The following is a 22,480-nucleotide window of genomic DNA, read 5'->3' on the forward strand; positions in this document are numbered from 1 at the left end:
GAAGCGTGCGAGGTGCCCGAAAGCGTGAGAGTTGTGCGGGTGGTCGAGCTAGGCGAACTCGAGACTATGCAAATTCGAGCACAAGCTCGACTTCAACAGGAGCGTCGAGCGGCAGCACCGCGACGCCCACCGCGCTGCGCGCGTGCGTGCCGACCTCGTCGCCGAAGATCTCGCCGAGCACCGTCGATGCACCGTTCGCGACGCCGGGCTGGCCCGAGAAGTCGGTGGTCGACGCGACGAAGACGACGGCCTTGACGACCCGCGTGACGCGGTCGAGTGAGCCGATGACGCTCTCGGCGGCGGCCAAGGCGTTGAGCACCGCCGTGCGGGCGTAGCCAGCGGCCTCCTCGGCGCTGACCTCGGCCCCAACCTTGCCCGTCGCGGGCAGCGCGCCGTCGACGAAGGGCAGCTGCCCGGCCGTGAAGACGAGGTGCCCGCTGACAACGGCCGGCACGTAGGCGGCAACGGGCTTGGTGACCTGCGGGATGCTGATGCCAAGCTCGGCCAGACGATCGTCAATGCGGCTCATGATCGGGCCTCCCCGGCGATCGGTCGCTTCAGGTACGCGACGAGCCCGCCCTCGGGCCCGGGCACGACCTGCACGAGCTCCCAGCCCTCTGACCCCCAATTGTTGAGGATCGCCTGGGTCGTGTGGATCATGAGCGGAGTCGTGAGGTACTCCCATTGGGTCATGGCGCGGTCCATTCAGCGTGATCATAAGGTCGGTGGCGTACCCTTGATCATATGTCTGCCCAGAATCAGAAGGCCTCAGGAGTCATCGGCGCGATCGCCGGCATGCTCGGCCTCAGCGCACTCGCCGGCGTTCTCGTGACCGTCATGGTCACCCCGGCCCTCGCCGTCACCGGAATGGCGGCGAGCAACACCATCGGCATCTTCGAGGGTCTGCCCGAGTACATCCGTATCAATGAGCAGACGCAGCGCAACGCGATCTACGCGGCGAACAGCAACAACCCCGACGACGGCTACACGCAAATCGCCACCGTCTTCGCTGAGAACCGCGAAGAGGTCGAGTGGGATGCCGTGTCTCAGTACATCAAAGACGCAACACTCGCCGGCGAAGACCGACGGTTCTACGACCACGGCGGCGTCGACATGCAGTCGATCATTCGTGCTGGCCTCGGCAACCTGACGTCGGGCGGCATCGAGTCGGGTGCCTCGACACTGACGATGCAGCTCGTCAAGAACATCTTCATCACCGAAGCCCTCAAGGCCGACACGATCGAAGAACGCGATGCTCTCATTGCTCAAGCGCAAGAGCAGAGCCTCGAGCGCAAGCTCAAAGAGGCCAAGCTCGCGATCGGCCTCGAGAAGGAATATACGAAAGACGAGATTCTTCTCGCCTACTTGAACATCGCCGGATTCGGTGGCAACACCTACGGCATTCAAGCCGCGTCTCAGCAGTACTTTGGCATTCCGGCGAGTGACGTCACCATCGCTCAGGCGGCGAGTCTCGTCGCGATCGTGCAGCAGCCCGGAGCGCGTTCGCTCGGCAGCCCCGACAACTACGAAGCGAACCAAGCGCGCCGCGACGTGATCTTGCGGTCGATGGGTGCCGAAGGCTTCATCACCGATGCCGAGATGCGCGAAGCGCTCAACACGCCGGTGGACGAAAACTTCGTGACGCCGACTGCTCCCCGCAACGGTTGCATCGCGGCAGGCAACTACGCCAAGCAGTTCTGCGACTACATCGTCAAGAACGTCAAGAACTTCGAGTCGCTGGGCGAAACCGAACAAGAGCGGCTCGACAACTGGAAGCTCGGTGGCTACGACGTCTACACGACGATGAACCTCCAGCTCCAGGTCGTCACGCAAGACCGCCTTCGTGGGGTTGTTCCCACGACCAGCACAATCCTCGACATCGGAAGCGTGGCGACCTCGGTAGAGGCTAAGACCGGCCGTATTCTCACCATGGCGCAGAACCGCCCCTTCGACGACTCGCTCGAAGGAGCGGCCAACCCCAATGTGACGGCGATCAACTACGCCACCGATCGCGAATATGGCGGCTCGAGCGGGTTCCAGACCGGCTCGACCTACAAGATCTTCGGCCTGGTGGCGTGGCTGCAGGAAGGCCGCGGCCTCAACGAGATCGTCGATGCGTCGCGCTTCGAGCTCAACCAGGCTGCCTTCCTCGACACCTGCGACGACGGCGGCGGACCGTGGGGCGGCAAGTGGGAGTTCAAGAACTCCGGCGGCGGTGGCGGCACTGCAATGAGTGTCTTCAACGCCACGGTCAACTCAGTCAACTCGGCCTACGCCTCGATCGGTGAGCAGCTCGACCAGTGCGCCATCCGCGGAGCCGCTGAGTCGCTGGGCGTGCACCGTGCCGACGGCAACCCGCTGCAGACCAACCCCTCGGCCATTCTCGGTACGAACGAGATCGCTCCGCTGACGATGGCCTCTGCCTTCGCCGCGATCGGCAACGGAGGCATCTACTGCGAGCCCATCGCCGTCGACCGTTTCGTCGACCGCGATGGCAACGAGCTCGAGGGCCAGCAGCCCGACTGCCGCCGGGCCATCACGGCCGAGGTTGCCGCCGCAGCAGCGGCTCCCATGGCCTCCGTCATCACAGGCGGCACGGCCACGCGCTCGCGCATCGGCGACGGCGTGCCGATCATCGGCAAGACCGGCTCGACCGACTCGTACAACCAGACCTGGATGGTCGGCACGACCACCGAAGTCGCCACGGCTGTCTGGGTGGGCAATGTCACGGGCCGCGTCTCGATGCTGCGCTACCCGAGCGGATCTGCGCTGCGGCACGAGATCTTCCGGCCCGTCATGGCCGCGGCCAACGCCGTCTACGGAGGAGCAGCCTTCCCGGCGCCCCCGGCACGACTGCAGACCGGCTCAGGTGTGCAAATGCCCGACCTCGCCGGCCAGACGCAAGAGCAGGCGAAAGCCCTGCTCGAGGGTCTCGGTTTCCGCTTCGAGGTCGGCGGTCAGGTCGACTCGGCGCTGCCTGAGGGTGTCGTCGCGGGCGCCAACTACGCCCCGGGCACGCTTCTCGCGCGCGGCATGACGGTCAAAGTCACTATCAGCCGCGGCAACCTCATCAATCTGCCCAGCGTGGTGGGTCTCGACATCGACACGGCGATCAGCACTCTCAACGACGCCGGCTTCACGAACCTGGGCGAAGTCTGCGCCGAGATTCCGCCGGAGGAAGAGGGCGGTGACCCCGAACTCGACGGCATCGTGACCCAGCAGAGCCCCTCGGGCGGCTCGAAGGTCAAGTACGAGACGGGCATCTCGCTGACGGTGGCACGACTCGACTGCTCGTGACGCGAGCAGTGCGCATCGCGGCCGCCGCCTCCCTCGGGATGGCGGCGGCCGCGGCCGTGTACGGCATCGCGATCGAGCGCCGCGCGTACCGAGTGCGGCGCGAAGTCGTCCCCGTGCTCTCTCCGGGCGCAGACCCCATCAGGGTGCTGCATCTCAGCGACCTGCACCTCGCCCCCTGGCAGCGCGACAAGGTGCAGTGGGTGCGCTCACTGGCGAACCTGAAACCCCACCTCGTCGTGAACACCGGCGACAATCTGGGGCATGCGGATGCTCTTCCGGCCCTCGCCGAGGCCCTCAGCATTTTCGACTCGGTGCCGGGAGTCTTCGTGCACGGGTCGAACGACTACTTTGCCCCCACGCCGAAGAACCCCTTCGCCTACCTGGCCGGCCCGTCGAAGGGAGAGACCGCCACGGCGGAGCGCCTGGATACCGAGGCGCTCGAGGCCCTGCTGCGCGACCGTCTCGGCTGGATCGACCTCAACAACAAGGTGGGCCAACTCACGATCAACGGCTCGATCCTCGAGTTCATGGGCACGAACGATGCGCACCGCGGCTGGGATCGCCTCGACCGACTGCCGGCTCTCGTCGACGCGCTGCGCGAGCTCGATGACGACGACACCGATGACCCTGCCGTCATGATCGGCGTCACGCACGCACCGTACCAGCGGGTGCTCAACGCTTTCACGACACAGAACACCGACGTGATCTTCGCCGGCCACACGCATGGTGGTCAGGTGTGCCTGCCAGGCTTCGGCGCGATCATCACCAATTGCGACTTGCCGCGAGACCGCGCTCGCTCACTGTCGGTGTGGCACCACGCGCACAAGGCCTCGTACCTGAACGTCTCAGCAGGCATCGGAACCTCGATCTACGCACCGATCCGCTTGGCCTGCCCGCCCGAGGCCGTGCTCGTGACGCTCGTGGCCGACGACATCGGCTATTCTTGACGGGTTGCCCTGACTCGCTCAGGGCGGCACCGGGGTATGGCGCAGCTTGGTAGCGCGCGTCGTTCGGGACGACGAGGCCGCAGGTTCAAATCCTGTTACCCCGACTCGTGTGATCGGGATCGCCTACGGGCGGTCCCGATTGCTGTTTCTCGAGCGACGCAGCAGGCCGCGGATCAGCTGAAGTCAGCGTCGGGGCCCTGCTCGAGCGCAGCATCCAGCCCTACCGGCGCGCGCCACCCCGACGCAAGCGAACCGCCCGACTCATCGAGGTAGCAGGCGCCGCACAGGCTCTCGTAGGTGACGTCGACGCCGTCGATGGCCACCTGGTCGCCGTCGAAGATGAACACGCCGTCGACCGATCGCGCGTTGAAGATCGCCTTGCGGCCGCAGCGGCAGATGGTCTTGAGTTCTTCGAGCGAGTGCGCGACTTCGAGCAGTCGACGGCTGCCGGGGAACGCGACGGTCTGGAAGTCGGTGCGGATGCCGTAGGCGAGCACGGGCACGTCTTCTCGAATCGCGATGCGCAGCAGATCGTCGACCTGCTGCATGCTGAGAAACTGCGCCTCGTCGACGAGCAGGCACGACACGTCGGTGCCGGTCTGCCGCACGATCGCCGCACGATGGGCTTGAAAGCGCGTGTAGACGTCGTCATCGACGTCGATCGTGAAATCGACGGGCCGCGTGACGCCGAGCCGCGACACGATGGTCTGGTCACCCTTGGTGTCGATGCGCGGCTTGGCGAGCACGACGGTCTGCGAGCGCTCTTCGTAGTTGTAGGCGGCCTGCAGCAGCGACGTGCTCTTGCCGCTGTTCATGGCCCCGTAGCGAAAGTAGAGCTTCGCCATCAGAGCAGATACCCGTCTTCTGCCGCGCGGCGCATGAGCTCGGCCTTCGTGCTCGACGGGCGACCCGCTTTCGCGTACTTCTCGCGCACGCGTCTCAGGTAGGTCTTCGCCGTCTCGTACTGCACATTCATCTGCGCCGCCACTTCGCTCATGCTGCTGCCGTTCGCATAGAGCGACAGTGCTTCTTTCTCGCTGACCGAGAGCTTCGGTCGAGCCGGATGCTGCGCCCCCATGGGAAGGGGCCGCCAGTCGCGCACGGGCTCGCCCGTGAGCTCCATGCCCATGACGCGACGCGCCGCCTCCATGACCTCGCCGAGCGGCATGGCCTTCGACAGGAAGGCCGAGGCTCCGGCCTCGAACGCCCGATCGCGCGCCTCGGCGGTGTCAAGGCTCGTGAGCACAATGACCTTTGCGCCCGCGGCGCGGCACGTGCGCACGCGCGCCTCGATCGACACCGGCTCTTGCAGCTGGAAGTCGAGCAGCACGAGGTCGGTCGGAAACTGGTCGCTCTGCACGAGCTCGAACCAGGTCGGCGCCGTCAGTACGAGCTCGAAATCGAGTGCGTGCGTGGCGATCCAGCTGGCGAGGCTGTCGAGCAGCAGTTCGTGGTCGTCGAGTATCGCGAGGCGAACCCGAGAGACCGGGCGCGCGTCAGAATCCATACTCAAACTCTAGAGCGATTCGGCCTTCTCGTCGGTCTGCAGTTGAGCGCTCGGTGACCCCGCGCACGAGCTCGATGACGCCCCGCAGGTCGCGCAGCGCATCGACGGTCGGCTTCGGCGTGGCGATGAGCCACTGCACCTGAAGCCGCCCCTCGTCAGAGCGCAGCCGCAGGTCGAGCTCGGTCGCGGCCAGTCGACGGATGCTGAGCTCGCCGATCGCGCGCAGCAGCGTGCGCTGCTCGAGGGTCGCCGCGCCGCCGAGGTCGTCGGGATCATCAGCGCGCGCCACGATGTTGAGGTGCGGATGCCGCCCGACGAGGTCGTCGAGCAGCGTCGACGCCCACCCCCGCTCAACGTCGGCCACGAGCAGCGCTCTAATGCTGCGTGCAAGCCGTCGCGCCTCGGCGCGATCGTCGTCGGTGAGCTCGTCGGCGTCGACGACTCGACTGAGGTAGGGCACCGCCTCGCGATTGAGCGTCGTGATGCGCTGCTGCTGCACCGAGCGCGCGACACTGCCTCGCTGATGGGCCGCAGTCTCTTGGGCTGCAGCCCACGCGCGCTGCTGCCACCGCGCGATCGATCCGTTGAGAGAGCGCGCGTAAGCGGCCGCCGCGAACCCGAGCGCTGCCACCGGTAGCGAACCGGTGACGGCGTAGGTCAGGGTCGGCACGTCGGTCACCGCCCACGGCGCCTGCATCATGCCGAGCATTGCGCAGATCAGCGTGTGCACGACGGCCCACAGCGCGATCTCGCGAGCCGGCCGGTAGGGGGTGAGCGCAATGAGCACGATGCCGGTGACGAGCGGCGCCCAGTCAGCGCGCACGACTGGGTTAGCCTGCAGGGTCGACAGCATGCTCGTGACGATCATGACGATGAGCAGCAGCTGCAGCAGTTGCGCCGATGGCGCACGCCAGACCGGACGCGAGAGGCGCGAGCGATCGAGCATGAGCCACACCGCGGCGATGAGCGCGAGCAGCGAGACGGCGAGCCAGGCGGGTGCGACGACCTCTGACCACCGGGTCGCCACGGCGACGAGCGGCATCGCGAGCGCGAGAATCGCGGCACCTATCGTCACTGGCCGTGCGGCTGCCGCCGAGAGCGGATCCAGTCGCTCGAGCGTTGCTTCTGCCGGCGCGAGGGCCGCGACCACCGGCACCCGCTCGACGATCACGATGCACCCTCGTCGTCGCCCGGAATCCGCACCGGCACTCGCAACAACACCGACGTTCCCTTTCCGGGCTGCGACCACACCACGGCAGAGCCGCCGATGGTCTCGAGCCGGCCGACAATGCTCGTGCCGACACCGAGCCGCCCGTCGGTGCGCTCGTCGAGCACGAAGCCTCGGCCGTCGTCAATAACCATGGCCGACACCTCGGTGTCGCTGCCACCCAGCACGACGTCGGCCGTGTCGGTGTCTGCGTGGCGCCGAACATTGGCGACGCACTGCGCGATAGCGCGGCTGAATTCGTCGAAGGCTTCGCCGTCGAGCACATCGAGCACGCCCTCGTCCGCCGTGAGCGCGACGGTGACCACGCCCGCTGCGGCCTCGTCGATCGCGGCCCGCAGCCGCTGCGACCTCTCGCCGGCGGCGCGCACCGCCTGCTCGCCCACATCGAACCACTCCTGCCCCACGATGAGCGCGAGGTCGGCGCGAATTCCGGCTCGCACGACGGGCGACAGCGCGCGCTGGGTCGTCGTGATGACGGCGAGCTGGTTGAGCACGGTGTCGTGCAACAGCGCCGTCGCGCGGGCCTCGAAGGTGCGGCGCACGTCGGCAAGCATCTCGTCGCGCGCGGCGCGATACAGCTCGATCTGCGAGTCGCGCGAGGTGAGTAGGTCGATGCGCAGCACTGCCAGCAGCCCCACGACGATGAACCACACGACGATCGTGGTCACGCTGAGGCGCCAAGGTGACCCGAGCACGAGCAAAGCGACAAACGACGCGAGCTCGCCGATGACGAACCCCGCGGTGGTCCACACCATCGAGGCCCCGAGCCGCGGGCCCGCACCGATGACCAGAATGAGCGCGACCTTGAGCAGCACGATCGTGTAGTCGTCGTTGGCGACCGGGGTGTCGAGTTGAATCGAGGCGATGAGCGTGTACCAGAACACGCACAGCCCGCCGATGATGAGATAGCTCGCCGCGATGAACGTCGACGGCGCGCGCTCGAGCAGGGCGAGCAGCACGATCATGGGCACAAGCACCAGAAGCGCGGGCCAGACCACGAACTCGGGCAGATAGGCCTGAATCGAGACGACGATGATTCCGACGCCGATGAGGCAGACGGCGGCCGCAGCGTGGCCGGCTCGAGCAACCGCGGTGCTCGTCGTGCGCGTAGCGAGGTGCGGCGGCAGGCCGAGCGGCATGCGCTGCCCCCTCTCATCAACTCTTTAGCGTGAACCGTGACGATGCGACGCACGTGGGTTCGGGTTCCCGGCGAATGCTGGGGTCTTCTCGTATTATCACCCGGTGGGACGACGGCGCACAGTTCGCGTCTGGGGGCCACCGTCGATGTTGCGGGCAGAGACGCGGGCGTAGGCTCTCGTCATGCCGACCGTCGACCTCAATAGCGACCTCGGCGAGTCGTTCGGTGCGTGGACGATGGGCGACGACGCCGCGATGCTGCCGCTCGTGACCAGCGCCAACCTCGCGTGCGGGTTCCATGCCGGCGATCCCTCGGCCATGCTCGCGGCGAGCCGCACCGCGGTGCTGCACGGCGTCGCGATCGGCGCGCATCCCTCGTATCGAGACCTGGCCGGATTCGGTCGGCGCGACATGGAAGTGCCTGCCGAACAACTGCACGCCGACCTGCTGTACCAGGTCGCAGCGCTCAGCGGCGTCACCGCGCATGCGGGCGGGCGCGTCGCCTACGTGAAGCCGCACGGCGCGCTCTACAACCGCATCGCGGTCGATCTCGAGGTCGCCGAGGTCGTCGCTGACGTCGCCCGAGCGCTCGACCTGCCCGTGCTCGGTCTGCCCGGCTCGGCGATCGCTGCCGCGTGCGATCGGGCCGGCGTGCGGTTCGTGCGCGAAGCCTTCGCCGATCGCGGCTACCTCGCCGACGGCACCCTCGCCCCGCGGTCGCTCGACGGCGCCGTGCTCACCGACCCGGCCGAGGTCGCCGAGCGCGCTGTGCGCATCGCCACTGAGGGTGTCGTGATCGCCCTCGACGGCACCGAGATCTCTGCGCGCGTCGACTCGCTCTGCGTGCACGGCGACACCCCCGGCGCCGTCGAACTCGCGCGCAGTGTGCGAGCAGCCCTCGACGCGGCGGGCGTCGAGGTCACCGCGTTCGCATGAGGCTGCTGCCCTGCGGTGACCGCGCGCTGCTCGCCGAGTTCGACACTCTCGAGTGCGCACTCGCTGCGCAGATGACCTGGAGCGCTGCCGCTCACGCTGGCATCGTCGAACTCGTGCCGGGCGCGCGCACGGTGCTCGTGCGCATCGATCCGATCGTGACCGGGCTCGGCGCGACCGAGCAGTGGCTGACGGCGCACCTGCCCGCCGACGCGGAGTCACGTGTGCCGTCGTCAGGCTCGATGATCACGGTGCCGGTGAGCTACGACGGAGATGATCTCGCCGTCGTCGCCGAGGTGTGGGGATGCTCGCTCGACGCCGTGGCAGCGCGGCACGCCGCCACCGAGTGGGTGTGCGCGTTCATCGGCTTCACCCCGGGTTTCGGTTACCTGACGCCCGTTGACGCAGACCTGCCCGCCCTGCCGCGCCGCGCGACCTCGCGGGCGGCGGTGCCGCCGGGATCGGTCGCCCTCGCCGCCGAATACTGCGGCATCTACCCGCGCGAGTCACCAGGTGGGTGGCAGCTGATCGGCCGCACGGCCGTGTCGCTGTGGGATGCCGAGCGAGACTCCCCCGCCCTCGTCACGCCCGGCACGCGCGTGCGCTTTGAGGCGGTGCACGGGTGACCGCCGTGCGGGTCGTCGACCCCGGGCCTCTCGCGCTCGTGCACGACCTCGGGCGCCCCGGCCTCGCGTCGCTCGGTGTGAGCGCCTCGGGTGCCTTCGATCGGGCAGCTCACCGGCTCGCGAACCGGCTGGTCGGCAACGACGAGCACGACGCCGCGATCGAGTGCCTGCTTGGCGGGCTGCGGCTGGCACTGCCGGCGGGCACGTGGTTCGCGGTGACCGGAGCATGGAGCGACGCCGCGCTGGTCACCGCCGACGGGGTGCGCCGCGTCGTCGAGCCCCACACGGCGAAACGAACGGATGCTGATGCCGAGCTGCACCTCGGCCCCCTGGCGCACGGCCTGCGGTCGACGGTCGCCCTGCGCGGCGGGCTCGCCGTGCCGGCGGTGCTCGGCTCGCGCTCGCGCGACACGCTCGCCGGCCTGGGCCCCGAGCCGCTGCGCGCGGGCGATGTGCTGCCGCTCGGCCCCGAACCCGCCACGTCCGTGCCGGTGGCCGACCTCGTGCCGGTCGATCCCCCCACCGACGGCGTCGTCGAGCTCGGGGTGCGCCCCGGTCCGCGCCACGAGTGGTTCACCGCCGAGGCCCACGGGCTGCTCACCGCGAGCGACTGGACGACCTCGGCCCGCAGCGACCGCACGGGAGTGCGCCTCGAAGGGCCCGCACTCGACCGAGTGCCCGACCGCGTGGGCGCAGAACTGGCGAGCGAAGGAATGCTGCGCGGGAGCATCCAGGTCTCACCCGACGGTGCGCCGACCGTGCTGGGGCCGGATCATCCGGTGACGGGCGGCTACCCCGTCATCGCCGTCGTGGTCGACTCCTCGCTCGACCTGCTCGCCCAGCTGCGCCCCGGCCAGCCCGTGCGCCTGCGTCTCGTCACCGGGCACCGCTGACCGCGCCCAGCGCGAGCTCGGCGCCCGACCAGCGGCGGCGCAGCCAGCGGTCGTGGCTCGCCACGACGACCGCGCCGGGGTGCGTGCCCAGCGCGTCTTCGAGCTCGGTCGCGAGCCGCAGCGAGAGGTGGTTCGTGGGCTCGTCGAGCAGCAGCACGTGCGGCGGTCGCCCGAGCACGAGCGCGAGCTCGACCCGGCGCTGCTGCCCGACCGAGAGCGTTCCGGCCGGACGATCGAGGTCGCGCTCGCCGAGCAGCCCCAGGGTCGCGAGCGGCACCGCGGAGGCCCGCCCCTCACCGAGCGCCGCCGCATACAGTTCGCGCGGGGTGCGGTGCGGCTCAGCCAAGCGCGTGTCTTGCGCGAGCACTCCCACGCGCACGCGGGGCCGTGCCGTGCGCCTGCCGGCATCGGGCGGGATGCTCGCCGCGAGCACCCCGAGCAGCGTCGACTTGCCCGCTCCGTTCGGGCCGGTTATGAGCATCCGGTCTCCGGCCCGCAGCGCGAGCGTCACGGGCGCGAGTCGGCGGTCGACCGCGGCGTGCTCGATCGCGACGAGCGGATCATCGGTCTCGAGCGCGGCGATGCCCGGAGGCAGCCCCGCGAAACGCAGCGGCTCGGGCGGCGGCGTGAGCTGGTCGCGCTCGAGCTCGTCGAGCCGTCGCTCTGCGTCGCGCACGCGCCGGCTGATAGCGACCTCGATGGATGCCTGCTTGAAGTTGCGCACGAACTTGTCGTTGTCGCGCACCCTACGGTCGGGGTTGCCGAGCTCGCGAGCGGTGACCTGCACGGTCTGGCGCAACTGCACGAGCTCTCGCTGCTCGAGCTCGTAGGTGCGCGCCCAGCGCCCGTGCTCGCGCGCCTTCTCGGCCAGGTAGTCAGTGAAGCCGCCGCCGTAGCGCACCGCCTGCCCTCCCCCGTTCTCGCCGGTCGCGGCACGACGGCTCGGGTCGAGGTCGACGAGCTCCGTAGCAACCTCGTCGAGCAGGGCGCGGTCGTGGCTCGCGAGCAGCACTGGCCCGTGCCAGCCGAGCAGGTGCTCACGCAGCGACTCGACCGCCCGATCGTCCAGGTGGTTGCTCGGCTCGTCGAGCACGAGCGCGTCGGGGCGGCTCAGCAGCAGTGCCGCGAGCGCGAGCCGACTGCGCTGGCCTCCCGAGATCTCACCGAGCGGAGTCGGCAGCGGGATGCTCGCCACCCCGAACGCGTCGAGCAGGGCGTCGCGGCGCGCGTCACGGCTCCACAGCTCGACCCGCTCGGCCTCGTCGAGAGCGGCGGCATACACTTCGGCCGCCGCGGGGTCGCTATCGAGCCCTGCCGCCGCCGCTTCGAGTCGTAGTTCGAGGTCGAGCAAGGGGGCTTCGGCCGCCTCGAGGATGCTCGAGACGGGCATCCGCGCCTCGAACGGCACCTCTTGCGGCAGCCAGCCAAGCCGCACGGGGCGCGCGATCTCGCCACCGTCGGGCTCGTCGACCCCCGCGAGCAGGCGCAGCAGGGTCGACTTGCCCGCGCCGTTCTCGCCGATCAGGCCGACGCGTGCGCCCGCGGGCACGACGAGGTCGACGTCGCGCAGCACGGCGCGGCCGTCAAGAATTCGGGTGACGCCGCGCGCGATGAGGGGCGCACGGTCGCCGGAAGACAGGGTTGTAGACAAGGGGCACCGCCGGGGTTCGCAGGATTCCCGCCGGGCTCAGCCTCGGGCGCGGGACGATCGACTGCTTACAGCTCCACGTGACCAGGGTAGCGGCCGCACCCCGTGCCGGTCTAGCGGGAAGCGCGCTCCGCGGTCTCGACGACGTTGGCGAGCAGCAGCGCGCGCGTCATGGGGCCGACGCCGCCGGGGTTGGGCGAGATCCACGAGGCGACGGTCGCGACATCGTCGGCCACGTCGCCCGCGATGCGCGAGACCCCCGTGTCGGGGTCGACGAGCCGCGAGACTCCCACGTCGAGAACGATCGCGCCGGGCTTCACGTCGGCGGCTCGCACGATGCCGGGTACGCCTGCGGCAGCGACGATGACGTCGGCGCGACGCAGGTGCGACGCGAGATCGGTCGTGCCGGTGTGCGTGAGCGTCACGGTCGCGTTGTACTCGCGTCGCGTGAGTAGCGAGCCGATTGCCCGCCCGACCGTGACGCCGCGGCCAATGACCACCACATCTTTGCCCGCCCACGACAGCCCGTGCCGCTCGACGAGCTCGATCACACCGCGCGGCGTGCACGGCAAGGGCGTGTCGATCTCACGGTCGACCCGTAGCACAAGGCGGCCCAGATTCGTGGGGTGCAGCCCGTCGGCATCTTTGTCGGGATGCACGCGCTCGAGAATCGCGTCGGTGTCGAGGTGCTTTGGCAGCGGCAGCTGCACGATGAAGCCCGTCACCGCCGGGTCGGCGTTCAACTCGTCGATGACGGATTCGAGCTCGGCCTGCGTCGTCGTGTCGGGCAGATCGCGGCGGATCGACGCGATGCCGACCTCTGCGCAGTCTTTGTGCTTACCGGCGACGTACCACTGTGAGCCCGGGTCGTCCCCGACGAGCACGGTCGCGAGGCCCGGAACGATGCCCCGCTCGCGCAGCGCCGTCACGCGCTCGGTGAGTTCGGCCTTGATCGCCGCGGCGGTCGCGGTGCCGTCGAGCCGCTGTGCGGTCGAAGCACTCACGCCTACAGCCCCGGGTAGAGGGGGAACGCCTCGGTGAGCGCCTCAACGCGCCCGCGCAGCGCCGCCACATCGGGGTTCGGCATGAGCGCGTGCGCGATGATGTCGGCGACCTCGGTGAACTCGGTGTCGGCGAACCCGCGCGTCGCGAGCGCGGGGGTGCCGATGCGCACTCCACTCGTGACCATCGGCGGGCGCGGGTCGAAGGGCACGCCGTTGCGGTTCACGGTGATGCCCACCGAGTGCAACACGTCTTCGGCTTCGAGCCCGTTCAGGGGCGACTCGCGCAGGTCGACGAGCGCGAGGTGAACATCCGTGCCTCCCGTCAGAACGTTGACGCCCGCGGCGATCGCGTCGTCCTGCGTCAGCCGATCGGCGAGAATTTGGGCGCCGCGGATGGTGCGCTCCTGGCGCTCGACGAACTCTGGGGTCGCGGCGAGCTTGAACGCCACAGCCTTCGCGGCGATGACGTGCATGAGCGGCCCGCCCTGCTGGCCGGGGAAGACGGCCGAGTTGAGCTTCTTGAACAGCGACTCGTCGTTGCTGAGAATAATGCCCGAGCGCGGGCCCGCGAGGGTCTTGTGCACGGTCGAGCTGACCACGTGCGCGTGGGGCAGCGGCGAGGGGTGCAGGCCGGCGGCGACGAGCCCGGCGAAGTGGGCCATGTCGACCCACAGCTTCGCACCGACCTCGTCGGCGATGGCGCGGAAGGCCGCGAAGTCGAGCTGGCGCGAGTAGGCCGACCAGCCGGCGATGATGACCGTCGGCTTGACCTCGAGGGCCTTGGCGCGCACGACATCCATGTCGACGAGCATCGTCTCAGGGTCGACGCCGTAGCTCGTGGCGTTGTAGACCTTGCCCGAAAAGTTGAGCTTCATGCCGTGCGTGAGGTGGCCGCCGTGGGCGAGCTCGAGGCCGAGGATCGTGTCGCCGGGCGCGGCGAGCGCGTGCAGCACGGCCGCGCTGGCCGAGGCGCCTGAGTGCGGCTGCACGTTCGCGAACTCGGCGCCGAACAGGCTCTTGGCGCGCTCGATCGCGAGGTTCTCGGCGATGTCGACGAACTCGCAGCCGCCGTAGTACCGCTTGCCGGGGTAGCCCTCGGCGTACTTGTTGGTGAGCACCGAGCCCTGGGCTTCGAGAATCGCGCGCGGCACGAAGTTCTCGCTCGCGATCATCTCGAGGGTGTGGCGCTGGCGGCTGAGCTCTTGATCGAGCACCGCGGCAATCTCGGGGTCGACGTCGACGAGGGCGTCGTTGAACGAACTGGGGAGGCTGTCGGACACGGGGGCTCCTTCATGGTCTGCCGGGCGCAGCCGGCTGTGGTCTGCTGCGGGGCCCAGGCGTACGGCCCCTCACCGTGTCGGTCGCTTCCTGATGGTGACCCATCTGAACGCCAGTCGCGACAGGGGTCAGTCTACCGCGCGGCGTCGGCAGGTGCGTGGTTCACAGGTCGGTTCGGGATGCTCGCCAAACGCATCGCGCCGCAGCGAACGTCCGAATCAGTGACTCTCAGTGCGCTCGGCTTGCACCTGCCCCCGTGAATCGCGAGTAATGGCGGCATCGCGGCCGCGCCGAGCGGTCAATCTGGTCCATGCGTAGGCCTGAGCTGCGGCGACCGCCGCGAAGTAGACGAAAAGAACCAGGCCGGTCACGATCGTGCTCACGAGGTTGACCCACAGGTAACCAGTGATCACGGCGACAAAGGAGCCGATAGCCACGGAAACCCCAACGAACGGGAACGCAAGGAAGCTGATGACGACAAGTACCCACCCCTCAGCATTCGCCACCTGAGCGGCTGCGCTTGCTCCCCCACCGATGGTTCCGATCACGAGCGCATACAACGCCACTGTCGACGAGCGACCTGGAGGCAGAGAAGCGATCACGAAGCTCTCGCTATGTCGAGCGCCTGTACCCGTCCGAGGTCGAGGGTCTGGCGCGCGACCCACAGGTCGTGAGCATCCTGCATCACAAGCCAGCTCTCGGCGCTGCGGCCGACGGCCTTCGAGAGTCGCAGCGCCATCTCAGGGGTCACGCGGCTCGTACCCTTGAGCACTCGGCTCAAGGTGGAAGGCGAGACGTCAAGCTGCGCTGCGAGCTCGCGCCCGCTCACTCCGAACGGCTCGAGATACACGGCCGCGAGGAACTCGCCCGGGTGGGGTGGGCTGTGCTCGCGGTTCAGGTAGTCCAGTTCACGTCCAGCACTCGACATGAGTGCACCATACAAGGGGCACGTGCTGAGGGCTCCACAACTTTTGGACGGACTTCTTGCTTCCACAGATTGCCTCGTTCCTCTGCTTCGTCTGAGGTAGGCCGTAGAATCGCGCCATGCGATCCCGGGCAGACGAGGTGTCTACAACCAGCAAGGCCGACGTTGACGCTGCCTGGAACACTGAGATCGGCCTCCGAATCGAAGCGGTACTCACCGGAGCAGTTGAGTTGGAACCCTTCGAGACAACGCGCACGAAGGCTCGCGCGGTTCTCGACGACGTGCGTGGGTGACCCGGCGCGCACAGCTGCATCCGGAGGCAGTCACAGAGTTTCTTGAAGCCGTTCGCTTCTATGAGCAACAACAAACGGGACTCGGCGAAAAGTTCGAAGCCGAGGTTGCTCAGGCAGTTGACGACGTCATCTGGAGTCCCGATGCGTGGCCCGAACTCACGGGCCACCGACGATCGACCGTTGTCCGAAGCCGCCGGGTCTCAGGTTTTCCTTACCGGATCGTCTACTTCGTGCACGACGACAACGTGGTGATTGTCGCCGTGGCTCACGAGCGACGGCACCCTGGCTACTGGAATCGTCGCGTCGACGGCTGAACGGTAGGCCCGAACTTCAGGGCGACTCGGCCTCGACGACCTTGATGGGGCGAGTGCTGAGCGGCACGCCGCGCGCGCGACGCCGCGACTCCATGATGAGCAGCGCGACGATGGCGAGCCCGAGGGCCCCGGCCTCGACCCAGGGCAGCCAGGTCGTGCCGGCGAGGGCGAAGAAGCCGGCGCCGATCGCGGCTCCTCCACCGATGCCGATGTTGAACGACGTCGTCAGCAGGGCCGCACCCACGTCGCGCACGTTGGGGGAGGCGACCTGCAGCAAGCGCGTCTGCAGCAGCGCAGGCAGCCCGCCGAAGGCCGCGCCCCAGACGACGAAGGCGATCACGACCACGAGCGGCACTCCGGCGAAGAGGGCGAGCACGCTGACGGCCAGCATGACGGTCGCGAGCATCCCGTACAGGCCGCCGCGCGGATACCGACCGCCGACCACGCCGGCGAGCACGAGGCCGATGGCCCCCGCGCCGCCATACAAGAACAGCAGCACGCTGAGCGACTCGGGCGGGAAGCCCGCGGTGTCGAGCACGAAGGGGGCGATGTAGGTGTAGAAGACGTTGTGCCCGGTGAGGATGATCACCACGAGCAGGCAGACGAAGAGCACCGAGGGCATCGTCGGGTCGCGGTGCACTGGCAGGCGGATCTCGCCCGTCGCGAGCGAGACGCGGTGATCGACCGCGGGCAAGAAGAAGATGACGAGCACGCCGATCACGACCACCAGAGCGGCGATCACTCCGAAGGCCGCGCGCCAGCCGAGCGCGAAGCCGAGCGCCGTGCCGAGGGGCACGCCGAGCACAAATGCCGTCGTGCCGCCCGCGCTCGTCACGGCGACCGCGCGCGCGAGCTGATGGCGGGGCACGAGGTGCGCCGCGTACGCGCCGGCCACGGCCCAGAAGAGTCCGTGCGCAAGACCGCCGAGCACCCGCGCGCCGACGAGCATCTCGTAGCTCGGCGCGATCGCGGCGAGCACGTTCGCGAGCGAGAAAATGGCCAGCACGACGAGCAGCAGGCTCTTGCGCGAGTAGTGCCGGGTCAGCGCGGCGAGCGGCGCCGTCGCGACGACGACCGTGCCGGCGAAGATCGTGATGAGCAGGCCGATCTGCGACTCAGTGACGTCGAGGTCGCTCGCCATGACAGGCAAGAGACCTGTCGGCAAGAACTCGCTCGTCACGAGCACGAAGATGGCAATGGCCAGGGTGATGAGGCCCACCCAGGGAAAAGGGCGGTCAGGAGAGTTCATGAGACGAAGAAACGGCTTTCGCGGTCAGCGCAACGCCGCTGACGATCACGGGGACCCCGAGCCGGGCATCCGCATCTAGGCTATCGCCACGATCAGCCGACAGGAGCGCCCGTGACCGCCCACCTCCCCGTCGTTCGACTTTTCCGCTCACGAGGCCCCGGCTCCGACCGCGTCGCCTTCATCGAGCTGTTCTTCGATCTCGTGTTCGTCTTCGCGGTGACGCAGCTCGCCCACCACCTCATCGAGCACGTCACGCTGCGCGGCGCCGTCGAGACGCTCGTCATGCTCATCGCCGTGTGGTGGGTATGGGTCTACACGACGTGGGTCACGAACTGGATGAACCCGGAGAAGGGCCCCGTGCGGTGGATGCTCATCGCGCTGATGCTCGTCGGGCTCGTGCTGAGCACGGCGATTCCTGAAGCGTTCGCCGACCGAGGTCTGCAATTCGTGATCGCCTACATCGTCATGCAGGTCGGCCGCACGCTCTTCGTGATCGTGAGCTTCCGCCGCGTGGGTGACACCGCCGGGGCGCTCAACCTGACCCGCATCGCCATCTGGTTCGTCTACGCGGCACCGTTCTGGGTGGCGGGCGCCGTCATCGGCGGTGACGCCCAGCTCGCCCTGTGGGGCGCTGCCCTCGCGATCGAGCTCGCGGCCCCCACTGTGCGCTACTGGGTGCCAGGCATCAAGGCCGCGCCGATCGAGAGCTGGGCGGTGCAGGGCGCCCACATAGCCGAGCGCGCCGGGCTGTTCATGATCCTCGCGCTCGGCGAGTCGATCATCGTCACGGGAACTCTGTTCAGTCGGGCCGAGATCACGACCTCGTCGGTGCTCGCGCTGCTCGCCGCCTTCGTGGGTACGATCCTCTTCTGGCTGCTCTACTTCAGCCACGGGGCAGAGCACGGCAGTCGATTCATCAGTCGCGCCGAGCAGACCGGACGTATCGCGCGCCTGACGTACACCTATCTGCACATGATCCTCGTCGGCGGGGTCGTGCTGCTCGCAGTCGGCGACGATCTCGTGCTGGCGCATCCGGATGACCCGCTCGACGTCGCGACGCAGTCGATCATCATCGCGGCTGCGGCCCTCTACTTGCTCGGCAACCTGCTCTTCAAGCGGTCGATCGGTCGACCGTGGTTGCGCTCGCACCTGCTCGGCATGGCGGCCCTGACCGTGCTCTGGCTCTCCGCACCCCTGATTACCGGCATGACACCGCTCATGCTCACGTGGATCGTCAACGGCATCGTCGCTCTTGTCGTGGTCATCGACGAGTACGTGTGGCCCGTCGACGACGAGGACGTGGCTCAGGAGGCGGCGGACTCTGTCGAGATCTGATCGGCGGTGTTCGCCCGCCGCGCGAGCACGCCCACCGTCGACCCGAGCGCGAGAGCCACGAGCAGGCAGACGACCGTGACGATCGGCAACGCTTCGACCGACCATGCCCCGATCACGAGCCCGCCCAGGAACGCACCGCCGCCGATGCCGATATTGAACGACACCGTGATCCAGGCCGCCGCAATATCGCGCAGGGCCAGGGATGCTGTCTGCAGCAGGCGCGCCTGAAAGATGATCGGCACCCCGCCGAGGAACGCGCTCCACAGGGTGAGCAGCACGACGACCGCGATAGGCGAGTCAGAGACGAGCCAGACTCCGGCGACAGAGGCGACCACGCCGCTCAGCAGCACGGGCAGCAGCGCGCGCGGGTAGCGGTCGCCGAGCACGCCAGCGACGGCGACCCCGATGGCTCCCGCCGCGCCGAACAGCAGCAGCACGCCCGCGACATCGGTCTCGCCGAAGCCCGCGACGTCGATAACCCAGGCCGCGATGTAGGTGTAGAACGTGGCGTGGCCCAGCGTGACGAGCACAACCGTGGCGCACAGCACCATGACCGGCACGAAGGTCGCGTCGCGCACGGACGAGAATCGTGCGGCTCGAGGCGCATCGGCTACCCGATGCTCGACCGGTGGCAGCACGGCGATGATGAGCGCAGCGATGACCACGACGAGTGCGGCGATGACGGCGAACGAGACCCGCCAGCCGACTGCCGCACCCAGCAAAGTGCCAAGCGGAAGCCCCGCGACGCTCGCGACCGTGCCGCCCGCGGTCGCGATCGCGACCGCACTCGCGAGACGCTCGGGGGCGACGAGCCGGGCGGCGTAGGGCGTGACGACGGCCCAGAACACCCCGTGCGCCGCGCCGCCGACGACGCGGGCCACGAGCAGCACGGCGTAGCTCGGTGCGAGAGCCGCCAGCAGGTTCGCGACGGCGAAGACGACGAGCAGCCCAATGAGCAGGCGCTTGCGCTGCACACGCTGCGTGAGCTGCGTGAGCGGCGCGGTCGCGACGACGACGGTGGCCGCGAAGACCGTGATGAGCAAGCCCACCTGAGGCTCGGTGATGCCGAGCTCTGCGGTCAGCTGCGGCAGAAGGCCGATCGGCAGAAACTCGCTCGTGACCGCGACGAAGATGCCCGCCGAGAGCAGCGACAGCGGAAACCAGGGCAGGCGCACGCGCTCAGCGTAGTCGCGCGCGACGAGGCGACCGAGCGCGAATAGGCTGAACGTTGTGAGTGCCACCCCCCACCACTGGATCGTGACGATCGTCTGCGACGACCGCCCCGGCATCGTGCATGCCGTCACGGGCGCGATCGTCGAGGCCGAGGGCAACATCACCGAGCTGCAGCAGTTCTCGAGCCTCGACTCGGGCCGCTTCTTCCTTCGCCTGCAGACCGAGACCACGACCGACCACGACGAGCTGCGTGCCGCCCTCGAGCCGGTCATCGAGCGCTACGGCATGCAGTGCCGCATCGACGCGGTCGGGCGCCCGTTGCGCACGCTCGTGCTCGTATCGAAGGCCGCCCACTGCCTCAACGACCTGCTCTTCCGTCAGCGCAGCGGCCACCTGCCCATCGAGATTCCGCTCGTGCTCGGCAACCACCCCGACCTCGCCGAGCTCGCTGCGTTCTACGACGTGCCCTTCGAGTCGCGCGCCGTGACCAACCCCGACGAGAAGGCGGCGTTCGAGCAGCGCATTCTCGAGGTCGTCGAGCAGCACGACATCGAGCTGGTCGTGCTCGCGCGCTACATGCAGATCTTCTCGCCCGAGCTATGCGCCGCCCTCGAGGGCCGGGCCATCAACATTCACCACTCGTTTTTGCCCGGCTTCAAGGGTGCGAACCCCTACAAGCGCGCGCACGCCCGCGGCGTCAAGCTCATCGGTGCCACGGCGCACTTCGTCACGAGCGATCTCGATGAGGGCCCGATCATCGAGCAGAACGTCGTGCGCGTCGACCACTCCCGGTCTCCTGAAGAACTCGTCGTCATCGGCCGCGACGAAGAGAGCCGCACCCTGAGCCAGGCGGTGCGCTGGTTCGCCGAAGACCGCGTGCTGCTCGACGGGCAGCGCACCATCATCTTCCGCTAGGCCGTTCCGCTCCCCCGACCCGAAGGGCAGCCCGTGACCACTCTCTTCACCGCAGCGAGCCTGCTCGATGCTGATGGCCGCCGCGACGGCTGGGTACTCGTCGACGGCGATCGCATCACCGCGACCGGGCAGACGGGCGTGGATGCTCCACCAATCGCCACGAACACCGTCGACCTCAGCGGCCGCACCCTGACGCCCGGGTTCATCGACCTGCACGGTCACGGCGGCGGGGGCGCGGCGTTCGACAACGGCGCCGACGAGATCGCCGCGGCGCTCGCCGTGCACCGTGCGCACGGCACCACCCGGTCGGTGATCTCGCTCGTCGCCAACCCGATGGCCGACGTGCAGGCCTCGCTCAAGCTCGTCGCGTCGCTCGCCGAGACCGACCCGCTCATCGTCGGTTCGCATCTCGAAGGCCCTTTCCTCGCGATTGGCCGACGCGGGGCGCACTCGCCGGAGTTCTTGAGCGAACCCGACCCCGAGATCGTCGACCGGCTGCTCGAGGCCGGGCGCGGGGCCATTCGCCAGGTCACGATCGCGCCCGAGTTGCCCGGCGCCATCGACGCCATCCGACGCTTCGTCGCGGCCGGCGTCGTCGTCGCGGTCGGCCACACCGAAGCCGACGAGAAGGTTGCGCGCGAGGCTTTCGACGCGGGCGCGACGCTCGTGACGCACGTGTTCAACGCGATGCCGGGCATCCACCACCGCGACCCCGGGCCGATCGCCGCCGCCTTCGATGATGACCGTGTCTCGCTCGAACTCGTCGTCGACGGCGTACACGTGCACCCCTCGGTCGTGCAGATGACGTTTCGGGCGGCCCCGCACCGGGTGGTGCTCGTCACCGACGCCATGGCGGCCGCGGGTGGCGACGACGGCTACTACCAACTCGGCTCGCTCAACGTCGACGTGCGCGGCGGCATCGCCCACCTCTCGGGCACCGAGACGATCGCGGGCTCGACGCTCACGCAAGACGCCGCGCTACGCACCGCCGTGACCGTCGCGGGTGTCACCGAGACGGCCGCGATCGAGGCCCTCACGCTCACGCCCGCGTGCGTGCTCGGCCGCGAGCACGAGTGGGGCCGACTCGCGCCGGGCTACGCGGCCGACCTCGTCGTGCTCGACGCCGACTGGCAGGTCAAGCAGGTTTGGGCGGCAGGTGCGGAGGTCGCACGGTGAACGGCCTGCAGCGATGGGCCGAGCAGGCACGTTGGTCGCGCGAGCCTGTAGCGGCGGCGCCCGATGCTGGCGGCGCGCTCATCGTCGAGGCCGTCGAGGGCAGCGACTGGTGGCGCGACACCGCCTACAGCTTTCGCCATGACAACGGCCACGCGCTGCTCACCGAGTGGCCCCTCGACACCGCTGTCGAGGTCGACTTCGACCTCACGGGTTTCACCGGTGAGTTCGATCAGGCCGGGCTGATGATCTGGGCTGATGAGGCGCACTGGATCAAAGCCGGGGTCGAGCACAGCGATGGGCACCAGCAGCTCGGCGCCGTCGTCACCGTCGGTGCGAGCGACTGGTCGACCGGTCGTGTCGATGACTGGGTCGGAACGACGGTGACCGTGCGGGCATCCCGCATCGCCGACGCCGTCGTGATCCGGGCCCGCGCATCGCACGACCCGTCATGGCGGCTCGTGCGCGTCGCCCGCTTTCCGCACGAGACTGCCCTGATCGGGCCGATGCTGTGCGCGCCAATGCGAGCGGGCTTCAGCGTGCGGTTCGTCGACTGGCGGGTCACCGAGGCCGACGTCGAGCTGCACGCCGAACCGACGGAGTAG

23 protein-coding genes, 1 tRNA gene and 1 riboswitch are annotated in these 22,480 nt (G+C 68.8%); of the genes, 11 read left to right on the forward strand and 13 right to left on the reverse strand.

All coding sequences use genetic code 11. The features are described 5' to 3' along the window. Positions 1-64: 64 nt before the first annotated feature. Positions 65-529 carry a RidA family protein gene (locus KL788_RS07080; RefSeq protein ID WP_293169818.1) on the reverse strand — a complete coding sequence of 155 codons (465 nt, stop codon included), beginning with the start codon at positions 527-529 and terminating at the stop codon, positions 65-67. Then, the gene (locus tag KL788_RS07085; protein WP_293169820.1) at positions 526-705 is read right to left on the reverse strand and encodes a DUF4177 domain-containing protein; all 180 of its coding nucleotides are present in this window, start codon (positions 703-705) and stop codon (positions 526-528) included. Before KL788_RS07085 ends, KL788_RS07080 begins: the two co-directional genes overlap by 4 nt. Positions 706-744: 39 nt before the next feature. Here KL788_RS07085 and KL788_RS07090 point away from each other — a divergent pair, with 39 nt between their 5' ends. The 3 genes from KL788_RS07090 to KL788_RS07100 all read left to right on the forward strand — a co-directional run bounded on the left by KL788_RS07090 (position 745) and on the right by KL788_RS07100 (position 4,348). Beyond that, positions 745-3,297, forward strand: a complete 2,553-nt coding sequence (locus KL788_RS07090) for a transglycosylase domain-containing protein (protein WP_293169822.1) — start codon at positions 745-747, stop codon at positions 3,295-3,297. After that, positions 3,294-4,244, forward strand: a complete 951-nt coding sequence (locus KL788_RS07095; protein WP_293169824.1) for a metallophosphoesterase — start codon at positions 3,294-3,296, stop codon at positions 4,242-4,244. Before KL788_RS07090 ends, KL788_RS07095 begins: the two co-directional genes overlap by 4 nt. 30 nt (positions 4,245-4,274) lie before the next feature. Next, positions 4,275-4,348, forward strand: a tRNA-Pro gene (locus KL788_RS07100). A gap of 69 nt (positions 4,349-4,417) precedes the next feature. On the opposite strand, the gene KL788_RS07105 is transcribed toward KL788_RS07100, so the two are convergent. From KL788_RS07105 to KL788_RS07120, 4 genes are read right to left on the reverse strand one after another with little or no spacing between them, the layout of a single operon-like run. Next, on the reverse strand, positions 4,418-5,089 hold the full coding sequence (locus KL788_RS07105; RefSeq protein WP_293169826.1) for a thymidine kinase: 672 nt from the start codon (positions 5,087-5,089) through the stop codon (positions 4,418-4,420). Continuing rightward, complete coding sequence (locus tag KL788_RS07110; protein ID WP_293169828.1) at positions 5,089-5,751, reverse strand: response regulator; 663 nt, start codon at positions 5,749-5,751, stop codon at positions 5,089-5,091. Before KL788_RS07110 ends, KL788_RS07105 begins: the two co-directional genes overlap by 1 nt. After that, on the reverse strand, positions 5,741-6,922 hold the full coding sequence (locus tag KL788_RS07115) for a hypothetical protein (RefSeq protein WP_293169830.1): 1,182 nt from the start codon (positions 6,920-6,922) through the stop codon (positions 5,741-5,743). Before KL788_RS07115 ends, KL788_RS07110 begins: the two co-directional genes overlap by 11 nt. Then, the gene (locus KL788_RS07120; protein WP_293169832.1) at positions 6,919-8,118 is read right to left on the reverse strand and encodes a sensor histidine kinase; all 1,200 of its coding nucleotides are present in this window, start codon (positions 8,116-8,118) and stop codon (positions 6,919-6,921) included. The genes KL788_RS07115 and KL788_RS07120 overlap by 4 nt, the downstream gene beginning before the upstream one ends. Before the next feature lie 181 nt (positions 8,119-8,299). Between KL788_RS07120 and KL788_RS07125 the strand changes: the two genes are divergently transcribed. The 3 genes from KL788_RS07125 to KL788_RS07135 are packed head-to-tail and all read left to right on the forward strand — an operon-like array spanning position 8,300 to position 10,568. Beyond that, positions 8,300-9,052, forward strand: a complete 753-nt coding sequence (locus tag KL788_RS07125; RefSeq protein ID WP_293169834.1) for a LamB/YcsF family protein — start codon at positions 8,300-8,302, stop codon at positions 9,050-9,052. Beyond that, on the forward strand, positions 9,049-9,675 hold the full coding sequence (locus tag KL788_RS07130; protein WP_293169836.1) for a 5-oxoprolinase subunit B family protein: 627 nt from the start codon (positions 9,049-9,051) through the stop codon (positions 9,673-9,675). The genes KL788_RS07125 and KL788_RS07130 overlap by 4 nt, the downstream gene beginning before the upstream one ends. Continuing rightward, positions 9,672-10,568, forward strand: coding sequence for a biotin-dependent carboxyltransferase family protein (locus KL788_RS07135; RefSeq protein WP_293169838.1), 897 nt, complete (start codon positions 9,672-9,674; stop codon positions 10,566-10,568). The genes KL788_RS07130 and KL788_RS07135 overlap by 4 nt, the downstream gene beginning before the upstream one ends. Here the strand turns inward: KL788_RS07135 and KL788_RS07140 are convergent. The 5 genes from KL788_RS07140 to KL788_RS07160 all read right to left on the reverse strand — a co-directional run bounded on the left by KL788_RS07140 (position 10,552) and on the right by KL788_RS07160 (position 15,558). After that, the gene (locus tag KL788_RS07140) at positions 10,552-12,219 is read right to left on the reverse strand and encodes an ABC-F family ATP-binding cassette domain-containing protein (protein WP_293169840.1); all 1,668 of its coding nucleotides are present in this window, start codon (positions 12,217-12,219) and stop codon (positions 10,552-10,554) included. The genes KL788_RS07135 and KL788_RS07140 overlap by 17 nt on opposite strands. Before the next feature lie 110 nt (positions 12,220-12,329). After that, a complete protein-coding gene (locus tag KL788_RS07145; protein ID WP_293169842.1) occupies positions 12,330-13,220 on the reverse strand; it encodes a bifunctional methylenetetrahydrofolate dehydrogenase/methenyltetrahydrofolate cyclohydrolase in 891 nt (296 codons plus the stop codon). 2 nt (positions 13,221-13,222) lie between these two features. Then, positions 13,223-14,500 carry a serine hydroxymethyltransferase gene (glyA, locus tag KL788_RS07150; protein WP_293169844.1) on the reverse strand — a complete coding sequence of 426 codons (1,278 nt, stop codon included), beginning with the start codon at positions 14,498-14,500 and terminating at the stop codon, positions 13,223-13,225. 44 nt (positions 14,501-14,544) lie between these two features. Continuing rightward, positions 14,545-14,628, reverse strand: a riboswitch (ZMP/ZTP riboswitch). A gap of 88 nt (positions 14,629-14,716) precedes the next feature. After that, the gene (locus KL788_RS07155; protein ID WP_293169846.1) at positions 14,717-15,046 is read right to left on the reverse strand and encodes a hypothetical protein; all 330 of its coding nucleotides are present in this window, start codon (positions 15,044-15,046) and stop codon (positions 14,717-14,719) included. Positions 15,047-15,096: 50 nt separating this feature from the next. Continuing rightward, positions 15,097-15,558 (reverse strand): HigA family addiction module antitoxin, encoded by a 462-nt coding sequence (locus KL788_RS07160; protein WP_367120441.1) that lies wholly within the window; start codon positions 15,556-15,558, stop codon positions 15,097-15,099. A gap of 154 nt (positions 15,559-15,712) precedes the next feature. On the opposite strand from KL788_RS07160, the gene KL788_RS07165 reads away from it, so the two are divergent. Next, a complete protein-coding gene (locus KL788_RS07165; RefSeq protein ID WP_293169850.1) occupies positions 15,713-16,030 on the forward strand; it encodes a type II toxin-antitoxin system RelE/ParE family toxin in 318 nt (105 codons plus the stop codon). A gap of 16 nt (positions 16,031-16,046) precedes the next feature. Here the strand turns inward: KL788_RS07165 and KL788_RS07170 are convergent, their stop codons facing one another. Then, complete coding sequence (locus KL788_RS07170; protein ID WP_293169852.1) at positions 16,047-17,279, reverse strand: MFS transporter; 1,233 nt, start codon at positions 17,277-17,279, stop codon at positions 16,047-16,049. 111 nt (positions 17,280-17,390) lie between these two features. On the opposite strand from KL788_RS07170, the gene KL788_RS07175 reads away from it, so the two are divergent. Continuing rightward, a complete protein-coding gene (locus KL788_RS07175) occupies positions 17,391-18,614 on the forward strand; it encodes a low temperature requirement protein A (protein WP_293169854.1) in 1,224 nt (407 codons plus the stop codon). Here the strand turns inward: KL788_RS07175 and KL788_RS07180 are convergent. Beyond that, positions 18,584-19,855, reverse strand: coding sequence for an MFS transporter (locus tag KL788_RS07180; protein WP_293169856.1), 1,272 nt, complete (start codon positions 19,853-19,855; stop codon positions 18,584-18,586). The two genes, KL788_RS07175 and KL788_RS07180, sit on opposite strands and share 31 nt — an antisense overlap. Here KL788_RS07180 and purU point away from each other — a divergent pair. The 3 genes from purU to KL788_RS07195 are packed head-to-tail and all read left to right on the forward strand — an operon-like array spanning position 19,845 to position 22,480. Further along, entirely contained in the window at positions 19,845-20,702 is an 858-nt protein-coding gene (purU, locus tag KL788_RS07185; protein ID WP_293169858.1) for a formyltetrahydrofolate deformylase, read from the forward strand. The genes KL788_RS07180 and purU overlap by 11 nt on opposite strands. Positions 20,703-20,735: 33 nt before the next feature. Beyond that, on the forward strand, positions 20,736-21,878 hold the full coding sequence (gene nagA, locus KL788_RS07190) for an N-acetylglucosamine-6-phosphate deacetylase (protein WP_293169860.1): 1,143 nt from the start codon (positions 20,736-20,738) through the stop codon (positions 21,876-21,878). Further along, positions 21,875-22,480: a DUF1349 domain-containing protein gene (locus KL788_RS07195; RefSeq protein WP_293169862.1), complete on the forward strand. Its 606-nt coding sequence runs from the start codon at positions 21,875-21,877 to the stop codon at positions 22,478-22,480. The genes nagA and KL788_RS07195 overlap by 4 nt, the downstream gene beginning before the upstream one ends.

Source organism: Microcella sp. (assembly GCF_019739195.1).
Taxonomy (GTDB): domain Bacteria; phylum Actinomycetota; class Actinomycetes; order Actinomycetales; family Microbacteriaceae; genus Microcella.